An 18,724-nucleotide genomic window follows, 5' to 3' on the forward strand; every position below is an offset into this window, starting at 1 on the left:
TGAACTTCAAATTACCATGTAACAGACTTACTAGAGCCTGTTTTGTCTATTGTTTTTTCATCTTCCCAGTGAACAAGACCTGAGTTAAGATCTGTAAGCCTTAACAAAAAGAAATACTCAACCTGTGTTTTTCCATTGCTAAGCTTTACGTTGTCTTGACGAATTTTACCTGCCAAAGAGAAATCAGGAGCCACTAAAGCGCCTTTTTTGGCAATAGTTTTTTGATTAAATTCATCATCTTTTCTCAACTCTCTAACATCATGACTCATAGAATCAAGTGCGCCGCCAGCCGCAACTGCTGATGTAAGTACAAATTTACCGCTTCTGCGCATTGCTTGAGTTATCTTGGCTGTTAATTTTTCAGTATCTATTCTAAGTGCTGTATCATTTACGACTCTACCCATGGCCACCACTTTTCTAACACCAGGCTGCAAATTTACAAATGCAGGATCACTAAGCAGGCTTTGTATCATAGTTTCGGCAGCCACTTCAAAGTCCTCTCTATCTAGTCCTAATGTAAGCGCATCACCTTTTTTAACCTGAGTAGCCTTACCGTCAGTATAAACTGGCTGATTAGTAGCACAACCCGTTATTAAAAATGCAGCCAAAACTGCTGTTGTTAAAATTTTACTTTTCATTTTGTCCCCTTATTAGTAATATAAATTTTAAAAGTTTTTGCATCTTTATTTGAAGCAAGATATTTGACGATAATCTCTCTATTTTTATTTAAATAAAGAGTTTTATAATCATCCGTCAAAGAATCTCTTAATACAAAGCCATTCTGATCAAACCAAGTGAGTTTATAAAAAATATTTTGCGATTTGGGGCTAAAAAACACTATTTCCGCTTCTAACAATCCATTGTTATTAACCCTATTTCTTACGTTTCTTATAACATTTTCCGAGATGCCATCCGCTTGGATCAAGCTTGTTCCGCCATATGATTGTAAAAATATATTTTGAGTTTTCGGTCCGCAGCCTAAAAAGACAAACATCACGATTAAAAGTATTGAAATTTTCTTCATTTTGTCCTACCTTTGAATAATTTTAATTTGTGGTGCACTTTGTGCATTAAAAGATCTTACAAAAACAATAGCATCTCTGTTTTTGTCTATCTCGCCGCTTTTAAGTATTGCATTATCAGGAGTCCTCAACTCAAATTTACCATCATTTTTCAGAACCGCTACCTGAGCTGTCTTAGGAAGACCTGTCCAAGACCTGATATCTGACTTTGTAACATAAGCAGTTACCAATGATACGCCTATGCTTAAGAATCCGCCGGTAGGATCATTTTTAGCTACGGCAGCATTAATAACTGTTTTTACTATACCTTGGGCTATAGTTTGGGCAATTATACCAGGAAGTTCTGTCTTAAACTCAGTTGCTATAATGTTATCAAAATTTGCAATTTCATAAGTTTGCACTCCGTTTACGTTAAGCATACCATAACTTGGCAAACGCTTTTTAAGAGTCGGAAAAGATATGCTAGTTGAGGCAAATTGATTTCTTTGAAAATCTATTAAAAATGGAATAGTTAAATTAAAAGAGTCTTTTTCTACACCCATACCATCCTCATATATCAAGAATATGTAGTTTTCATCATTATTTTTTACAGAATTTGCTCTACTTTTAAAAATTTTATCAATAGCTTCAAAATTTTTATCATCAGGGTGGGTTATAACAATCTCTCTAAATTTATCAGCTGCATTTACATAGTCTTTGTCCATAAAGAAAAATACTGAAGCAAGATAAGTTGCATAAGGATTTGTGAAAACTTCAGAAGCACTAAATTCTTTGAATAATGTATCGTAATAAGCATTAGCCTGCTCCGCATTTTTCATATTTTGTTGATAGTTAGGATCTTTTTTTGCTTTTTCAATCTCGTCCCTACTCTTTTCTATCTGAGACGCAAAATAGTCTTTTGCTTTATCTTGTCTTAGCAAAGCCCTATTAAACTCAACTCTGGCGTTTTCAAAATCATTTAAGCTCATAAAATTTAAACCCTTGTAAACATTAACCATAATTCTCTCATATAAGCTTCCGTCATAGTCAAATAGTGTGTCACTCAAAACTGTTCCTACAACAGTTTTACTGACCTTTGATCCAGTATCCTCTAAATCAACATCAACCTTATAAGACTCTTCGGCAGCATCAAAAAAGTAGTTGCTTGCATTATAATCCCCGCAGTTTCTAGTCATAAGACCTGCATTTAATCCTGTATAAATAACATCATCTTTTTTTTCTACTAAAGCTTTTTTTTCATTTATAATATTTTGATCGCATACCCCTATTTCTATTGCTTTTTCGTAATTCAAATTTGCAGATTTTTGACTCACGCAACCACTAAAGACCAAGGCCAACAATAAACCAGATAACAAATGTTTATGATACATTTAATATTCCTTTATATTTTAAATAAATAATAAACGTATTATATCTAAAATAAATTGCATAAAGTCACTATGAATATACACTAATAAAATTTTTAGAATATTATTGAGGCGAAAGTATGCGAACTATCCCTTTAGAAAGCTGGTATAGACGCTTTATTAAAATATAGGATAATTAAAAAATTTAATGAAAAATATAGTAGCGTAACACCGGGTCTAAACCCATTTAGCTTATGTCTTATTTTTCTACCCTTAGAATCAAAAAATAATATGAAAAAACTTTTGATACCGCTTGGGTTAACCCATATACATAACTCTTTAGGCTCACTCACTACCCTTACATAATTTTTATTTTTTATCGGAAGTTTTCTAACATCCTTATCAGATAAGTATTTTGTAGATTTATTTGCCATAAACGCCCTTAAAATAGCTATTACGATAACCATTAGGTCTCTACTAAATGATATATTTTAGCTAGAAACCTCATTAGAGACCTAATTAATTGATAATGAGTTATATATGAAATCAAATAAAAAAAAATGATAAAACACAAAAATACACCTAAACTACAGCGTTTGAGTGAAGCGAAGCCACCCGAATATGTTATTTAAATGACGGTTAAATAGATATTTAAAACTTTAAGTTTCAAAAAGTCCCTCAATTAGTCCCTTATTTACTTTTTATTTTAAAATGATGAGTCTTATTGCAATTTTTTATTTTAACATACTTTTACAAAAATCAACAATAGCTTACAATTAAAACAGATAAAAAGTTAGAAATAGGAAAAAATAATAAATTAAAGAGCTCCTTATTAACACGTATGCTATTGTAAATATGAGTGTAGTTTAAAAGTTATAGTTAAAAAATATCAAAAAATCAAGGAAGCTGAAAAACTCTTTTTCGATTTTCAACAAGAGTTATACAAACTGAACAAAGCCACAAAAAAAGAATCAATAAAAGTATGCTTATTATACAAAATATTTAAAATTCAGCAACATTTAATCATAAAACAGTCTCCCAAATTCATAGTATAATAATGTATAAAGTGAATTTATGCCACAACCTGTCATATTAATATGTTAAATTTCCATTATAAGTTATATAAAGAAAGGAAAGTAATGTATATTTATGTTTTGTATGGAGTTATAGTTTTAGCAATCGGATACTTTCTTGTTGTGTATTTTAATAAAAATAGATTTTTTCAAACAGTAAAAAGTAAATACCAGCTAGAGAACTATATCAACAATAATTCTTTCAACTCTATTGATAAAACACTCAAAGATGAAATCGCAAAGAATAATTAAAATAAAATTATTACTTTCTATATAGCGAGAGATGAACTATATGATGAATTAAAATCATTACAAAAAAGACTTTTAAAGATGTGTAATCTTTTTAGAAATAACTCAAATGATAACTTTATAAAAAGAAATAGGCTTTTAAAATTGAGATATTTTGAGAATAAAAGCTTTCAACTCTTTGACAACTATTCTAATTTAAACGAAAAAATACTAAAGAGTAATGATATATTAAAAGATTTTAAAGTTCTTGATGACTTAACGATTATGCTAAGATATATAAAAGAAATTATGGTAAAGAACAATATAAAAGTCTTAGATGAAATAACAAATGTTAGCTATTCCGAAAAAAAGAAATCTAGTCTCGTCATCCAATACATGATTTGATGATCTTTGGATCACTTTTACGTCTGAGTTCATAACGCTTTGACGAATAAACTCAGACTTTGTAGGTCCTGATTTATTACATTTTACAGCTAAAATTTCATCGAATTGTTTTGAAATTCTGATTTTAATTTCTCTGTCTTTTGTAAAACTATTCAACATATAATATCCAAAAAAATATACTAAGGCTTAGGTTCCGTTTCGTAGCGTTAGCGTAGAAATGGACAAGCCGGTAAGTTTTATCCATTTATGCGCGAGCATAGGCGGATAAAACAACACATATGAATTACAAAAAATAGTTAGCAAGTCTGCAAACTTGACTTATTTTTTGTAATAGCCCTCTGCAAGAGCCTGAATATATGTGGAGGACGGATGTACCCACATATATGTATCAGGCTATTTATCCTATATGCAAGAATTGATAGATTATTTTTCATTTTTGCTAAGCCATTTTTTATATTCAGCTTTGGCTCTACCAATATCGTTATCAAATAGATATATGACAAATTGTTCAATATTAAAAATATCTTCTTTTTCTGCCTTCAAATATATTATAAGATTGCTAATCTGCTCTTCTTGTTCCTGAATCTGAGAGCTGTAAGTTAAACTTTTGTACGCTATAGGCACTATCCAAAAAGATGATAACATTAATACTAGAACCAATCCACCAAAAACTCCTGCAACGATAGTTGATATGGGCATTGTATTTTTTATTGCTTGGCTTGTTTTATTGAATGAATTTTGAGCCTTTACGATTTCGTCTTTAGCCACCATTATATTTTTAACAGAAGCATTTGTTTTTATTTCGATCTCTTTTGTGATGTTGCTTGCTTTTTGGTCCATCTTATTGATTGTTTTTAAGATTTCTTCTTTAGCTTTTTGAGCTTCAAGGACAGATTTTTCTAGAGCAAAATTTGCAGTTGCCGCCTCTTTGGTTGAGGATTGATTCATTATGATTGCCATGAATCAACCTCCTCTTGATTAGTGCTATCATCATTTATTAATATCTGTTGTTTTTGTGTATTACTATTCTGATTGTCTATGTTTTGATTTTGATTTTTTGACCGATTTGTTTCGTACTCCTCTTTCCATGCTTTTAACTCTTTTTCTGATACTTTCAAAGATAGCTTGCTCTCTATGAACTCCTTGAGTTTTTTAAGGCTCATAGGTCTAGAAAAGAATATTTCCGAGTATTTTTGTTTGATAATATGCTTAGCGCCTAAAGACAAAAAATCTTCAAGCTCTCTCTCAAGTTGTTCTTTACTGTATTTTTTCATTTAGAATCCTTTATCAGTTTTAAATTCTTTGTATCAATTCTTTCATTATCTTCCAGCCATTGTTTTATTGAGTCACGTTTATATAGTATATTACGACCGATTTTGACAAAAGCCAACTTCGGCCCATTGCTTTTAAACATTCTCCATTTAGCTAGAGTATTCTTACTTACGCCTATCATCTCTGCTACCTCGTTATCTTTTGCATAAATTTCTTTTAAAGTCATAAAAATTCCTTTTAAATGATTTTTGATAGAAGTATATTATTTTTATTTCCTAAAAACCTGAATCAAAATGTAACATATTGAATATATTTAGTTACATATAATATTATTTAAGTATTTTTTAATTAAAAAGATTGTATTATAATTAGATTTTTTTAAAAAATTAGTAATATTTGAGTTATAATTTAAGAAAGTATTTTTGTATAGTAAAGCCTTAAAATTCGGCTTTACTATTAAAATTTATATAATTTTATTGATAATTTAATTTTTGCTTAAGGTGCTATAAACTAAACAAATAATCGCTGTACCACTGCATTAGCTTATGTTTTTGATCCATTGTTGCTTTTTCTCTCTCATATGCATATTTAATCTGATTAAATTCTTTATGGGCTAAAACACTCTCTATAGCTTCCTCTGTTATTCCTAATTTATAAAGTTCTGCTTTATTTACAGAGCAAATAGTCCTAAAAGTAGCCCTAAAGCCGTGAGAGGTAGCAACACATTTATATTTATCTTTTTCTCCCATATTTCTTATTGCCTTACTGATTGCGTCTCTATGGATATGACCATCCTTATTTAGGCTTGGAAATACAAATTTCATATCTCCGCTAAAAAGTTGCTGTTCTTTTAGAATAGCAACTACTTGCTTGCTTAGTGCGACTTTATGCATAAATCCTGTCTTCATCTCGTTTGCTTGTATAGTCCATACTGCGTTTTGCATATCAATATCAGCCCATTTTGCTTGAGCTGTATTAATCGGACGGTTGACACATAAAATTTGAAGATAGATGGCACGCTTAGTTTGAAGCTGCATTTTATTATCTAATTTTAAGTCTTTTAAAAACTCTCTTATCCCATCATCAGTAGTTAGCGCGGCATATCTTGTATCTATTTGATTTTTTAAATTAAAACGACTTGATTGTAGGAAATTCTTTTTCAAGTCTAAAGCTTGGATCATGATCTATATATCTATCTTTGATAGCCATTGAAAAAACATTATGCAAGTGGTTTATAAGGCGGTGTATTGTCTCAAGACGACTTGTTTTAGGATTACTAGGGTTAAAAATGGCATTAAAGACCTCTAAAAGTTCGCTATACTTTATATTTTTTACATCTCTCTCGCCAAATTTAGGAAGTATATAAAGATTGTTCATCTGAATAATCTTTTTTAGATAAGTCTGGCTAATACCGTTTTTCTGTTTTTGCTCTATGTATATATTAAATAGACTTTTAAATTTATACTTATCATTCTTGCCTTTAATGGTATCTATATCCTTACCGCTTTCAAGCTCTTTTAGTAGTTTTACGGCGTCTATCCTTGCTTCGCTTACACTATAAATACCTTCTCTAAACTCACCTATTGTAAGCGACTTATCATCCTTTGTTCTTATAAAGAATGTTTTCTTACCGCTTGGATTAAGCCACAAATATAACTCTTTGGGATTTCCTACAGCTATTTTCTTTTTAGATTTTGGAGGTTGCAGTTTTCTAATATCTTTATCTTGAAGATTTGCCTTAGAGATGTTTGCCATTTAATTCCTTTCGTTTTCATGTTTTCTTATGTTTTTTACAAAAGTCCCAGAATTAAAAAAGTCCCTTAATTAGTCCCTAAATTAATCAGAAACAATTATAGCACAAAGGGTAATCAAAGCAACTAATTGGAAATCAAAAATGCTGTAAAGCCCTTAAGTAAGGCATTTAACAGAATTAAAAAGAAGGGATTGAAACTTAAAGAAAGTTTAAATGGTGGAAGCGAGGGGGATCGAACCCCTGTCCAAAAACAAACCACCCACGACCTCTACACGCTTAGCAAAAGTGAAAAATTCATCTAGCAAAGCTCACTTTCCAAAACCAAAAGCTAGACTAAGACAAAATTTCAGCTTATAGTTCGTCAGACCACAAACCTACTCTATCTAGGGTTACTCGCTATATTTTTTAGATAGTATCAAAAACAAGCAAGGCTCAACTGGACTTACGCAGCTTTAGCGTAAGCAGGAGCGAATTTAACGTTATTTGCGTTTAATTTTAGCTTGAGCTTTTTACGCTTTGCTCAAAGCGACGTGCCACCATGTGCGCTCTGCTCCTGTCGAAGCCAAGTCGCTCCCATAAAAAGTTACGTATTGTAGTTTATTTTAATCTTTTTGTCAAATATCGAGTCTTGAAGGAATTTTCACAATCATAGGATTTAAAACACTAAAAAATTCAGCATCAACCTCTATATCTTCACGATATTTGCTAAATTGATCACTTACCACTAATAGCCAATCCACAAATTCATCATTTGCAGGCCCTCTTAGATCCCTTGCTTCAGAGCAAATTTCTTCACTAAGAGTAGTAAGTTTTAATATAGGATCAATCTTCATAAATGATGTAGCCGATTTAATATTGTGAAAAATTCTAAATAACTCCTCTATACTACTCTTGTATCTATCCTCCCTAGCAAGATCAATTATGAGAGGTTCCATAAGCTCACACATCATAGAATAGTGCGTTAAAAATTCTTCAACAATATCATAAGAGTAGTCAATTTCAAGATTTTTCAATATCCCCATTTTTATATCCTTAAATATTCAGAGTGATTGTAGCATTTTTTTGATAAAATTAGAAAATTTAACTAAATAAAAAGTGATATAGAAATGCTTTTAAAAGAAAAAAAAATTACAATAACCGACATCAAAAACAAAAAACTAATCCAACCTATAGTTCCCATAGTTGCGATTACAGCTTATGATGCACTTTTTGCTAGGCTTTTTGATGATTACGTTGATATTATTTTAATAGGAGATAGTCTTAACTTGAGCTTCAATGGCAAAAAAGATACATTAAGCTCCTCAATGGAGATTATGCTATATCATACAAAAGCCGTTTGTGCTGGCTCAAAACACGCTTTTAAAGTCGCAGACATGCCTTTTGCAAGCTACATAAATGAAAAAACAGCAATTAAAAATGCTTCGAAATTTTTCAAACAAACCAATGCCGAGGCTATTAAGCTAGAGGGTGGACTAAGAGTAACAAAAATCATAAAAAGGCTTTGCGAGGAGGGAATAAGTGTGATGGGTCATATAGGGCTTATGCCCCAACAGGTAAGATTAGAGGGTGGATACAAAGTAAAAGGTCGCGCACAAGATGATGAAAATAGGCTTATTGAAGAGGCAATAGCTATAGAAGAGGCTGGCGCATTTTCTATAGTTATTGAAGGAGTAATAGAAAGCGTAGCAGAAAAAGTGGCTAAGAGTGTTAAAATACCGGTTATAGGCATAGGTTCAGGAGTTAAGGTGGACGGGCAAATTTTAGTCTGGTCAGATATGTTAGGATTCTTTGAAGAGTTTAAACCAAAATTTGCAAAACATTATATCGATGGCTCAAATTTAGTTCGTGAAGCGGTGCAAAGATACGCGGAAGAAGTAAAAAATAGAGCTTTTCCAAGCGAAGAATACAAATACAAAATTTAGGATAGATAATGAAATTTAAAATTTTAATATTATTTTTAATTTTTACAAGTCAAATTTTTGCTATACAGAGTGAAATATCGCAGGCTAGAGATGCATTTGAAAAAAAAGATTACAAAAAAGTCAAGGAAATAGTGACAAAAATTTGCGATAAAGGCGATGGATACGGATGTGCTGTTTTGGGAGATATGTATTATAAAGGGCTTGGCATCGAGCAAGATAAAAAAATGGCATACGAGTTTTTTAACAAAGCTTGTGAGCTAAAAAATGGGACAGGATGCTTTGATCTAGCCCTTATATATAAAAAAGGCGAGATTGTAAACAAAAATACAAAAAGAGTTTTTGAACTTTACTCAAAGGCTTGCGAGCTAAAAGAGGATAATGCCTGCACAAATTTGGGCGTTATGTATTACAATGGTGAGGGTACTGAAAAAGATCACCGCAAAGCATTTGATCTTTATTATAAAGCTTGCGAACTATACAATGGAACTGCATGCTTTAATATAGCATCTATGATATACGAAGGAGTATCTACCGAAAAAAATTATAAAAACGCCTTTAAATTTTTTGATCGCTCATGCTATATGAAAAATGCTCTTGGATGTAATGCTCTAGGCATAATGTATGAAAATGGCTACGGAACAGATAAAAACGTCTATAATGCCTACGATTCATACGCAACAGCTTGCCATATGGGCAATGAAAATGGATGCAATGCACTCGGAATCAAATTTGAAAATGGAAAAATAGACGAAAAAAAATACGAGGAGTATGAGTCTATAGCTGCTTCTTGCAAGATGGGCGACAAGCAAAGATGCGAAATACTGCAAAAGCTATTGGAGAAATTTTAGGTAAATTTAATGGATAGAATCGTAGAAATAGAAAAAGTAAGCTTTGAAAGCGAGTTTGAAACATCGCTTCGCCCTGCAAAATTTGAAGACTATATCGGACAAGAAAAGATAAAGCAGAATTTAGACGTCTTCATAAAGGCTGCTAAAAAGCGCAGAGAGTGCCTTGATCACGTGCTTTTTTACGGACCTCCGGGGCTTGGTAAAACCACTCTTGCGCACATCATCTCAAACGAGATGGGCGTAAGCATAAAAATGACCGCGGCACCGATGATCGAAAAGAGTGGCGATCTTGCTGCTGTGCTTACAAATTTGCAAGAAGGAGACGTGCTATTTATCGATGAAATTCACCGCTTAAGCTCGGCTATCGAAGAGGTGCTTTATCCTGCGATGGAGGACTTTAGGCTTGATATCATCATAGGCTCGGGTCCTGCGGCGCAAACGATAAAAATCGATCTACCTAAATTTACGCTAATAGGCGCTACAACAAGAGCGGGTATGATCTCAGCTCCGCTTAGAGATCGCTTCGGGATGGACTTTAGACTTCAGTTTTACAGCCACGAAGAGCTCGCCAAAATCGTTCAAATAGCATCCGTCAAGCTTGGTAAAGAGTGTGAAAAGCTAGCCGCGCTTGAGATCGCAAGACGCGCCAGAGCAACCCCTAGAATCGCGCTTAGACTGCTAAAACGAATTCGTGACTTTGCCGAAGTAAACGATGAACTCATCATCTCGCAAAAACGCGCCAAAGAGGCGCTTGACGCACTTGGAGTAAACGAAATAGGCTTTGATGAGATGGATATAAAATATCTTGAAATTTTGCTTGACGCCAAACGCAAGCCTTTGGGGCTAAACACAATTGCCGCCGCACTTAGCGAGGACGAAGGCACGATAGAAGACGTTATAGAGCCTTATTTGCTTGCAAACGGCTTTATCGAGCGTACGGCAAAAGGACGTATCGCAAGCGGCAAGTGCTACGAGACGTTCAAGCTAAAATTTAAAGAAGACAAAGGGCTTTTTGATGGTCAATAATAGTAGAATTTTCTTCGGAATTTTCGTATTTTTCGCAATTTCTTTAGTTATTTACCTATTTAAGCCATTTTTGCTAAATATTTTTATAGCCGCTCTGCTAGCGGTTGCTACGTCTAATATAAACGTTAAATTTTTAGAACTTACCAAAAATCGCAAAACACTATCCGCAGCACTTACTACGGCAGTTTTGTTTTTACTCTTTATAGCTCCTTTTATCTACGCCGTGATAGAGCTTACAAGACAAGCGGCCGGATTTAATATGAATAACATTACAAACACTATTGATTACATCAAAAACTATGATTTCGCACTTCCGGCAAGCATAGATTTTTTAGAACCTAAATTTAAAGAGCTGATTGCGAATATAGATATAAAAGCGATCTCGACCAAAATTATTTCAAATTTGGCAAATATTGGTAAATTAAGCGCTAAATTCTTAACCGATATGGTCATAATCGTGGTTTTTGTATTTTTCTCTTTCGTTTACGGAAACGAGCTTGTAAGTTATCTAAAAGAGGCTCTTCCTATGCAAAAAGAGGATACTCAATTCATACTTAGCGAAGTAGCAAATGTAATGAGCGTCGTGTTCTTTTCGATAATAGCCAATATGATCTTGCAAGGATTTTTATTTGCCATTATAACGATGATATTTGGATACAACGGCTTTTTAACAGGCATTGTATTTGGTTTTTCATCTTTAATTCCAGTAGTCGGCGGGCTACTTGCATGGGGGCCTATCAGCCTATATGAATTTGCTAACGGAAATACGGTAGGAGCGATAACAATAGCGCTTTATACTATAATTATGATATCAATAGTGGCAGATACTTTTTTAAAACCATTAATAATTAAATTTATAAATGATAGACTAGTTGAGATTCCAACTAAAATCAACGAGCTTCTTATATTTTTCGCGATGATAGCAGGCATCACAACATTTGGTTTTTGGGGCATAATACTTGGCCCAGCGATTGTGACATTCTTTCTCTCCACAATTAAGCTTTATGTCTTACTTAAAGAGAGATCCTTTGTCTAAATTAGTCACAATCAAAAGATAAACTAAGATTTTCAAGCTCGCTCTTTAGGGCTTTATGTTTATTTGAGAGGCTATTTAGCTGCTCTATTTTAGCCTCTTTTATCTCGCCAAATTCCATTCTAAGCTCATTTATAATTTTGTTTAAAAAGGAGCTATTTGATAGCATCTCATTTTCAAATTCATATAAATTAAGAGATATCAAAACCCTATCAAAAGTCTCTACACTAGTTGGGATAAATAGCGCAAAATGCAGCGGATCTTTTTCGTAAGCAATGGCGGAGTTTTCGATCTTATCTTTTATAAAATGCACAGCAATTTTTATAGCATTTTCATAGTTTGCAACTACTTTTAAATTTAGCTTTTCAAAAAACAAAGAGAGCTTTTGAAGCTTGTTAAATTTAACCGTTTCAAAATCTCTTAATATCAATCTATAAATTTGCCCCGCATAAGTTCTAATCGTGGCAAACTCAGTATCAGAGTGTATAGAAATCTCTTTAATTATATTTTCAAACTCGGATTTATAAATCAGAAATTCACGCTCTAAATTTTTATAAATTTCATCGATCTCAGCCTTAAGCTCATCCTCAAGCATAGATAAATTTCGCCTATAAATTCTAAAAAATTTACTAAGCTTTACATCATTATAAATAAGCTTTGAAAAAATCTCATCGCTATCAAAGCTCATCATCTCATACTCTTGTCTTTCGTAAATATCACCCTTTAAAAGCGATTTTTTGGATATAAATTTATACTTTTTTTTAGGCTTTAAACTACTTAAAATTTCATCACTAATAAACTTTGAAATTTCCTTTATTTCATTAAAGGCTGTCTCTGTTTTTGGTTTAAATTTATTTTTAATTCGCTCTAATTTTGCATCAAGTTCAAAATCAAATTTAGTTACAACCTCTTTAGCCTTTTCGTAAATTTCACAAAAATACTCATGCTGATTTATACTTTGAGCCAAAATACTCTCGCATTTTTTTAACACAAATTTCTTTTTTATTTTTTCGCTCGTAAAGTGTCTATCTATAGCATCTAAAACACTTTTAAAATTTGAAACAAGCATTAAATTTTCATCTTGATTTTTTCTAGCCAAATTAGCCTGCTTAGCAGAAATAGCAATAATCTCTTCAAAAATTCCATCAAATGTTATTTTCGCATGCGATAATACATTTTCAAGCTCAATCTCGCCTAGCTTATCCTTTTGATTTAATACACAAATAGCTGTTTTACCGGTATTTTGCAAGAACTCTTGAAGATCATTTAATTCACTTGCACGAGCGGCATTTTCTATAAGGCTTAGCCAAATAACGCTTGAAACGGAATCCAAAACCTCTTTGGTTATGTTAGTATCCGAGCTTGATAGCGAATTAAGTCCAGGAGTATCGATAAAATTTACAAGTTTTAAAATAGGATTTGGCGCATATATACAAAGCTCCTTAACTTCATCGCTATAAACACGCTGATCGACGAATTTAGCTATTTCATTCACATTTAGACTAAGCTCTTTGCCATTTTTATAATCCACTCTTAAAGAAAAATTTTCGCCATATTTTATGCGCGTGAGCCTCGCAGTTACCGGTGTAACTCCTGTAGGCAAAATATCAAAGCCCAAAAGAGCATTTAAAAAGGTCGATTTACCACTTGAAAACTGCCCTACAATAGCGATCTGAACAGGCTCGCTTAAAAATAGATCAAGCTTTCTAAGCTCATCTTTTAATTCGCTACTAGGGTGAAATTTAGGCTCTAAAAGTGCATTTTCATAAGCCTTAAATCGCCCGTAAAAATCATCTCCGAAAATTTTAAAATATGTCATCTTGTAAGAGGATATAAATTTTTCAAGCATCTTTTAACTCCTCTAAAATAGAGCTCAAACCATCTCTTAATTTTTCAAAATGAATTAAATTTTCAGCTATTTCGCCGCCTGTTTTGCTTAAAATTTCACTCTCTTTTGCAAGCCTATTTTCATCCTCTTCAAACACTATGCGTCTGTGCCGCATTTTTGCGTTAAGCTTCTTTTCAAACTCATCTTTTTCAAACTTAATTAAATTAAATACAAAATTGGCAATCTTTTCATCTTTTAAAAACTCTTCCAAACTTGTATTTATGCTATTTTCCAACTCTTTTGAATTTAAAAATTTACAAATTTTTTGCGCTACGTCCATATATCCAAAACTAACACCTTGTGCGCTTAGATAATCTCCGATATTAAACACTTTTTCGTCTACATCAATCTTAAAATCTGCAAATTTTAAACTAATATTTGTGGCGCAAGATTTTATGCGTCTTAAAATTTCATTTCGTTTTATTCTAGCTGTAGCCAAAAGACCGTCGTTTAGAGATGTTTGAATGATGTATTTTATTCTATCCTCATCTATATTTTCTTTACGCCTTTTAGCAAAATCAACTTCATTTAAAATTCTATCCTTAAGAGTTGTGCCAACTAATCTTAAGCTCATTAAAAAATCGGCATCAAGGCTATTTATATCAATCTTCTCAAATTCACTAATAACCATATCTTCTATAGCCTTAAACTCTTCGGTAAGGGCGTCTTTTCTCTCTTTTAGGCTTTTTAGATTTTGACTTAGCTCCAAATTTGAACCAGTTAAATGAATCAAACTCTCTTTAGTCTCTTCTAAAAACTCACTTGCAACAGAGATAAGCTCTTTTTTGTATGCTTCCAATACAAGCCTTGATTTCTCGCTATGCTGTCCAAAAAATATCTCATAAAGATACTCTTTAAAGCTATCCACTCCGCTATCTTCATCACCTTCAAAAAACTTCTTGGCACTAATTGTAAAGAAATTAATCTCGCTTGAAATTTTATCAAGCCCGTTTGTTTTAAGCTCTTTTTCTAGACTTTTTTTAGTGTAGTTTATTACTTCGCTCAAATCCTGAACCTGCAACAAATCAGCATGTGTAAGAACTACTACAAGCCTAACTATATTAGAGCTTTTAAGCGAATTTATCAAAAACTCTACATCTTTTTGCGTAGCACTTTGACTTACATTCATTAAATGCACCATCAAATCGCACTCATTCATATATCTTCGCGCAATCTCTTCACGCAAAAACACGACATCATCTATGCCTGGAGTGTCGACTATACATATCCCATCTCTTAAGAGCTCTAAATTTTCATATAGCTCTACAATTTTAACAGCCTTTGAAATTTCATTTTGAGCGGTAGTATAGCCTTTTAATTCCTCGGTTTTTATTTCAATCTCTTTGCCTACAAAACGCTTTATACCATCATTTATGTCTAAATCAAGCTCTCTTAACTCACTTTCATTCCAAAATTTTACTCTCGCAAAAGAGCTATCAGAATGCTTTAGAATAGTTAAATTTACAGTTTCCGGCACATTTGAAGTACCTAAAACTTTAGTTCCCAAAATAGCGTTTAGCAGAGTGGATTTGCCTGCATTTACAACTCCGGTTACAACTACATTAAATACAAGTTCGCTATTTTTTTGTTTTGCTTTTTTTAATCTATCTTCATAATATCTTCCATTGCAAAGAGATAAAAGTTTCTCGTAAATAAAATCTAAATTGTCCATCTTAGTATGAAAAAAATCTTTTTGTTCATTATTTTTGTTTTGGTTTTCAGTACCAGAGTCAGCAGATATGGAATTTATAAAATTTTCTAAATTTTCTAGCTCTAAAGCAGTTATAATAGCTTCATTTTGAAGTCTTTTAAGGGTATCTAATAGTCTATTTTTTGAAATTTTTGAGTTTAAAAGAGCATTTATTATCCCAACTTGAGCGCTTTGGACGCTGTATATGTTAGCTTTCAAATTTAATGCATGTAAAATATCCCTAAAGTCGTAAATGGCAATAAATCTATCATAATTTTTCTGATTAGTAGCCATCAAAACGGCTAGTAATCTCTCATCGCCGATAAGAAGTTTTTTCATATCCAAAAACAACTTATCACTACCCCAAATTTCACTTAAAAATTTATCCATACATAGCTCTTTAACAAAGATTATCAATATAAGATTTTAGTATATTTTCACTTAATGGTAGAGAAATAAATAGTATTGTAAATACAAGAGAGCCAAGAGGCTCTCTTAAAATTATTTTACTGTAGCTAGTTTGCGACGCATATATGCGATTTTGCTTTGAAGCGGAAGGTGTTTTGGACAGTTGTCTTCACACCCTAGAAGAGTCATACATCCAAATACTCCGTCATCATCACCCACAAGCTCATAGAAGTCTTCGTCTGTTCTTTTATCAAGTGCATCTATTTTAAATCTTGCTACACGGTTAAGTCCAACAGCACCGATAAAATCAGGTCTCATTATAGCTGTTCCGCAAGCCGCTACGCAGATTCCGCACTCTATACATCTATCAAGCTCAAAAACCTCTTGTGCCACTTCAGGCTCGACCTTCTCTTCAAGCTTACTTATATCAGTCTCATGATCTGTGTGTATCCAGCTTTCTACGCGCTTACTCATTGCATTCATCCAATTGCCTGTATCCACGCTTAGATCTTTTAGTAGCTTAAATACAGGAAGCGGCATAAGCTCTATTACACCGCTTTCATAATCTTTTGTGAGCGTTCTACAAGCAAGCTTTGGCGTACCGTTTACCAGCATTCCACAACTTCCGCAAATTCCCGCTCTGCATACGAAGTCAAAACTAAGATCCGGATCAAATTTCTCTCTAATAACATTTAACGCTATAAATAGCGACATACCCGGAGTTTCCTCCAGCTCATACGAAGCAAAATGTGGTTTTGAAATTTTGCTTAACGGATTATATTTAAATGCTCTAATTGTAATTTTTCTACTCATATCCTATACCTGCTCTTTCATTTGGCGCTTTATATTTTGGTTGTAACTCGTAAGGCATAAGCGCATTTTGAATTTCGTATCTACCCTTACCCTCCGCTTCCATTTTGGCACGGATCTCATCAACTTGTGCTTGGCGGATAGCACTGTCAGGGTGCTCTATAATATTTCCTTTAGCTCCATATCCTCTAAAGGCTGGCGGAATCTCCATCTTCATAATATCAAGTGGTTCATACTCTACAGTAGGCATTGTATCGCCCTCTTTCCAGCTTGTTATAGTTCTATTTAGCCAATTTAAGTCATCTCTTTTTGTATAATCTTCTCTATAGTGAGCGCCACGGCTCTCTGTTCTAAGAAGCGCACCATAAGCTATACAAAGCGATAGTTTTAGCATTTTTGGTACTCTGTAAGCTTCTTCTAGTTCAGGATTTCCAAATAGATTTTTATTAGCTACTTTAACGTCAAGAGATTGCTTATAAAGCTCCTCAAGCTCTTTTACGGCCTTTTCAAGCCCCTCGCCCGTTCTAAATATAGCTACGTGTTCCCACATAACATCTTTCATTCTGTTTTTTATCTCAAATACGTTAAATTTACCCTCTTTTTTAAGAAGGCTATTCATATAATCTATCTGACCTTGAACAAATTTGTAGATATTTTCAGTTCTAATCTCTATATCGTGAGTCGCACAATAATCTGCAAAATAATCACCCACAATCATACCTGCCACAACTGTCTCTGATACGGAGTTTCCACCAAGACGGTTAAATCCGTGCATATCCCAACAAGCAGCCTCTCCTGCACTAAATAATCCAGCCAAAGTAGGGCTCTCACCTCTAGGATTTGTCTTAATTCCACCCATTGAGTAGTGCTGCATAGGAAGAATTGGCGCCCAACCTTTTGGACCCTCGTCAGCAGGATCTATTCCGTTGAAAATTTGGCAAATTTCTTGAACATCACGTAGGTTTTTTTCTATATGTTCGCGTCCAAGTATACTAATATCTAGCCATACGTGCTCTCCATAAGGACTCTTTACGCCTTTTCCTGCACGAATATGCTCCATAATACGGCGACTTACGACGTCACGGCTAGCAAGCTCTTTTTTCTCAGGCTCATAATCAGGCATAAAGCGATATCCGTCCACGTCACGTAAAATTCCACCGTCACCACGACATCCTTCTGTTAGCAAGATTCCGCTTGGAACAATCGGAGTTGGGTGAAATTGAACTGCTTCCATATTTCCAAGTTTTGCTACACCTGTTTCAAGTGCTATTGCAGCTCCTATACCTTCACAAACAACAGCGTTTGTAGTATGTTTATATACTCTTCCGTATCCGCCTGTGGCTATCAAAGTGCCTTTTGAAACATAAGCTATAATTTCACCAGTTACTAAGTCTCTAACTATGGCTCCGTAGCAACGATTATTCTCATGAATTAAGGCTATAGCCTCTTTTCTATCTTCAATCTCAACATTGTGTTTTAAAGCCTCATTTGCCACGGCAAATAGCATAGTGTGACCGGTAGCGTCAGCTGTATAACAAGTTCTCCATTTTTTCGTACCACCGAAGTCACGAGAATGGATTAATCCATGAACCTCATCTTTTTCTACAATAGTAGTTTTTTGAGCGTTGATAATAGCGCTTCTTTCACCTTTAGTAATTCTAGTCCAAGGTACACCCCAAGCGGCAAGCTCACGAATAGCTTTTGGAGCAGTTTGGCAAAACATTCTAGCAACATCTTGATCGCATCCCCAGTCGCTTCCTTTTACGGTATCCGCAAAGTGGACATCCTCATTGTCACCCTCACTCATCTTTGAGTTTCCAAGGCTTGCTTGCATACCACCTTGTGCGGCTGCAGAGTGAGAACGTTTAACCGGAATAAGACTTAAAACTATAGTGCTAAGACCTTTTTCACCGGCTGCAACAGCAGCTCTAAGTCCGGCAAGTCCTCCGCCGATAACTAATGCATCACAATATTTTATATTCATTTCTAGCTCCTATCCA

General features: G+C 33.7%; 19 protein-coding genes and 1 other RNA gene. 4 read left to right on the forward strand and 16 right to left on the reverse strand.

Translation table 11 applies throughout. From position 1 onward, the window contains the following. Positions 1-11 precede the first annotated feature (11 nt). The 12 genes from lpoB to CDOMF_RS07855 all read right to left on the reverse strand — a co-directional run bounded on the left by lpoB (position 12) and on the right by CDOMF_RS07855 (position 8,121). On the reverse strand, positions 12-638 hold the full coding sequence (gene lpoB, locus CDOMF_RS07800) for a penicillin-binding protein activator LpoB (protein WP_260951439.1): 627 nt from the start codon (positions 636-638) through the stop codon (positions 12-14). Continuing rightward, entirely contained in the window at positions 635-1,024 is a 390-nt protein-coding gene (locus tag CDOMF_RS07805) for a YcfL family protein (protein WP_260951440.1), read from the reverse strand. The genes lpoB and CDOMF_RS07805 overlap by 4 nt, the downstream gene beginning before the upstream one ends. A 6-nt stretch (positions 1,025-1,030) precedes the next feature. Continuing rightward, positions 1,031-2,392: a hypothetical protein gene (locus tag CDOMF_RS07810; RefSeq protein ID WP_260951442.1), complete on the reverse strand. Its 1,362-nt coding sequence runs from the start codon at positions 2,390-2,392 to the stop codon at positions 1,031-1,033. Between the two features lie 131 nt (positions 2,393-2,523). Then, positions 2,524-2,835: a hypothetical protein gene (locus CDOMF_RS07815; RefSeq protein WP_260951443.1), complete on the reverse strand. Its 312-nt coding sequence runs from the start codon at positions 2,833-2,835 to the stop codon at positions 2,524-2,526. Between the two features lie 1,167 nt (positions 2,836-4,002). Continuing rightward, complete coding sequence (locus tag CDOMF_RS07820; protein ID WP_260951444.1) at positions 4,003-4,233, reverse strand: ribbon-helix-helix protein, CopG family; 231 nt, start codon at positions 4,231-4,233, stop codon at positions 4,003-4,005. A gap of 264 nt (positions 4,234-4,497) precedes the next feature. Beyond that, complete coding sequence (locus CDOMF_RS07825) at positions 4,498-5,034, reverse strand: hypothetical protein (RefSeq protein ID WP_260951445.1); 537 nt, start codon at positions 5,032-5,034, stop codon at positions 4,498-4,500. After that, positions 5,022-5,348, reverse strand: a complete 327-nt coding sequence (locus CDOMF_RS07830; RefSeq protein ID WP_260951446.1) for a hypothetical protein — start codon at positions 5,346-5,348, stop codon at positions 5,022-5,024. The genes CDOMF_RS07825 and CDOMF_RS07830 overlap by 13 nt, the downstream gene beginning before the upstream one ends. After that, complete coding sequence (locus tag CDOMF_RS07835; RefSeq protein WP_260951447.1) at positions 5,345-5,572, reverse strand: helix-turn-helix domain-containing protein; 228 nt, start codon at positions 5,570-5,572, stop codon at positions 5,345-5,347. Before CDOMF_RS07835 ends, CDOMF_RS07830 begins: the two co-directional genes overlap by 4 nt. A 277-nt stretch (positions 5,573-5,849) precedes the next feature. Beyond that, positions 5,850-6,509 (reverse strand): tyrosine-type recombinase/integrase, encoded by a 660-nt coding sequence (locus CDOMF_RS07840; protein WP_260951448.1) that lies wholly within the window; start codon positions 6,507-6,509, stop codon positions 5,850-5,852. Then, on the reverse strand, positions 6,475-7,101 hold the full coding sequence (locus tag CDOMF_RS07845) for an Arm DNA-binding domain-containing protein (protein ID WP_260951449.1): 627 nt from the start codon (positions 7,099-7,101) through the stop codon (positions 6,475-6,477). The genes CDOMF_RS07840 and CDOMF_RS07845 overlap by 35 nt, the downstream gene beginning before the upstream one ends. Before the next feature lie 212 nt (positions 7,102-7,313). After that, positions 7,314-7,674, reverse strand: a transfer-messenger RNA (tmRNA) gene (gene ssrA / locus CDOMF_RS07850). A 39-nt stretch (positions 7,675-7,713) separates the two neighbouring features. Continuing rightward, positions 7,714-8,121 carry a phosphorelay protein gene (locus CDOMF_RS07855; protein ID WP_169973100.1) on the reverse strand — a complete coding sequence of 136 codons (408 nt, stop codon included), beginning with the start codon at positions 8,119-8,121 and terminating at the stop codon, positions 7,714-7,716. 84 nt (positions 8,122-8,205) lie between these two features. Here CDOMF_RS07855 and panB point away from each other — a divergent pair, with 84 nt between their 5' ends. The 4 genes from panB to CDOMF_RS07875 are packed head-to-tail and all read left to right on the forward strand — an operon-like array spanning position 8,206 to position 11,931. Next, positions 8,206-9,021: a 3-methyl-2-oxobutanoate hydroxymethyltransferase gene (panB, locus tag CDOMF_RS07860; RefSeq protein ID WP_260951450.1), complete on the forward strand. Its 816-nt coding sequence runs from the start codon at positions 8,206-8,208 to the stop codon at positions 9,019-9,021. 8 nt (positions 9,022-9,029) lie between these two features. Beyond that, positions 9,030-9,869 carry a tetratricopeptide repeat protein gene (locus tag CDOMF_RS07865; protein ID WP_260951451.1) on the forward strand — a complete coding sequence of 280 codons (840 nt, stop codon included), beginning with the start codon at positions 9,030-9,032 and terminating at the stop codon, positions 9,867-9,869. A 9-nt stretch (positions 9,870-9,878) separates the two neighbouring features. Further along, a complete protein-coding gene (gene ruvB, locus CDOMF_RS07870) occupies positions 9,879-10,895 on the forward strand; it encodes a Holliday junction branch migration DNA helicase RuvB (protein WP_260951452.1) in 1,017 nt (338 codons plus the stop codon). Beyond that, the gene (locus CDOMF_RS07875; protein ID WP_260951453.1) at positions 10,885-11,931 is read left to right on the forward strand and encodes an AI-2E family transporter; all 1,047 of its coding nucleotides are present in this window, start codon (positions 10,885-10,887) and stop codon (positions 11,929-11,931) included. The genes ruvB and CDOMF_RS07875 overlap by 11 nt, the downstream gene beginning before the upstream one ends. Position 11,932: 1 nt before the next feature. Here CDOMF_RS07875 and CDOMF_RS07880 read toward each other — a convergent pair whose 3' ends face one another. The 4 genes from CDOMF_RS07880 to CDOMF_RS07895 all read right to left on the reverse strand — a co-directional run bounded on the left by CDOMF_RS07880 (position 11,933) and on the right by CDOMF_RS07895 (position 18,708). Next, entirely contained in the window at positions 11,933-13,777 is a 1,845-nt protein-coding gene (locus CDOMF_RS07880) for a dynamin family protein (protein WP_260951454.1), read from the reverse strand. Next, positions 13,770-15,896 carry a dynamin family protein gene (locus CDOMF_RS07885; protein ID WP_260951455.1) on the reverse strand — a complete coding sequence of 709 codons (2,127 nt, stop codon included), beginning with the start codon at positions 15,894-15,896 and terminating at the stop codon, positions 13,770-13,772. The genes CDOMF_RS07880 and CDOMF_RS07885 overlap by 8 nt, the downstream gene beginning before the upstream one ends. A gap of 111 nt (positions 15,897-16,007) precedes the next feature. Continuing rightward, a complete protein-coding gene (locus CDOMF_RS07890; RefSeq protein WP_170019382.1) occupies positions 16,008-16,727 on the reverse strand; it encodes a fumarate reductase iron-sulfur subunit in 720 nt (239 codons plus the stop codon). Beyond that, complete coding sequence (locus tag CDOMF_RS07895) at positions 16,720-18,708, reverse strand: fumarate reductase flavoprotein subunit (RefSeq protein ID WP_260951456.1); 1,989 nt, start codon at positions 18,706-18,708, stop codon at positions 16,720-16,722. The genes CDOMF_RS07890 and CDOMF_RS07895 overlap by 8 nt, the downstream gene beginning before the upstream one ends. Positions 18,709-18,724: the final 16 nt, after the last annotated feature.

Source organism: Campylobacter sp. RM16187 (genome assembly GCF_025319965.1).
GTDB lineage: Bacteria > Campylobacterota > Campylobacteria > Campylobacterales > Campylobacteraceae > Campylobacter_A.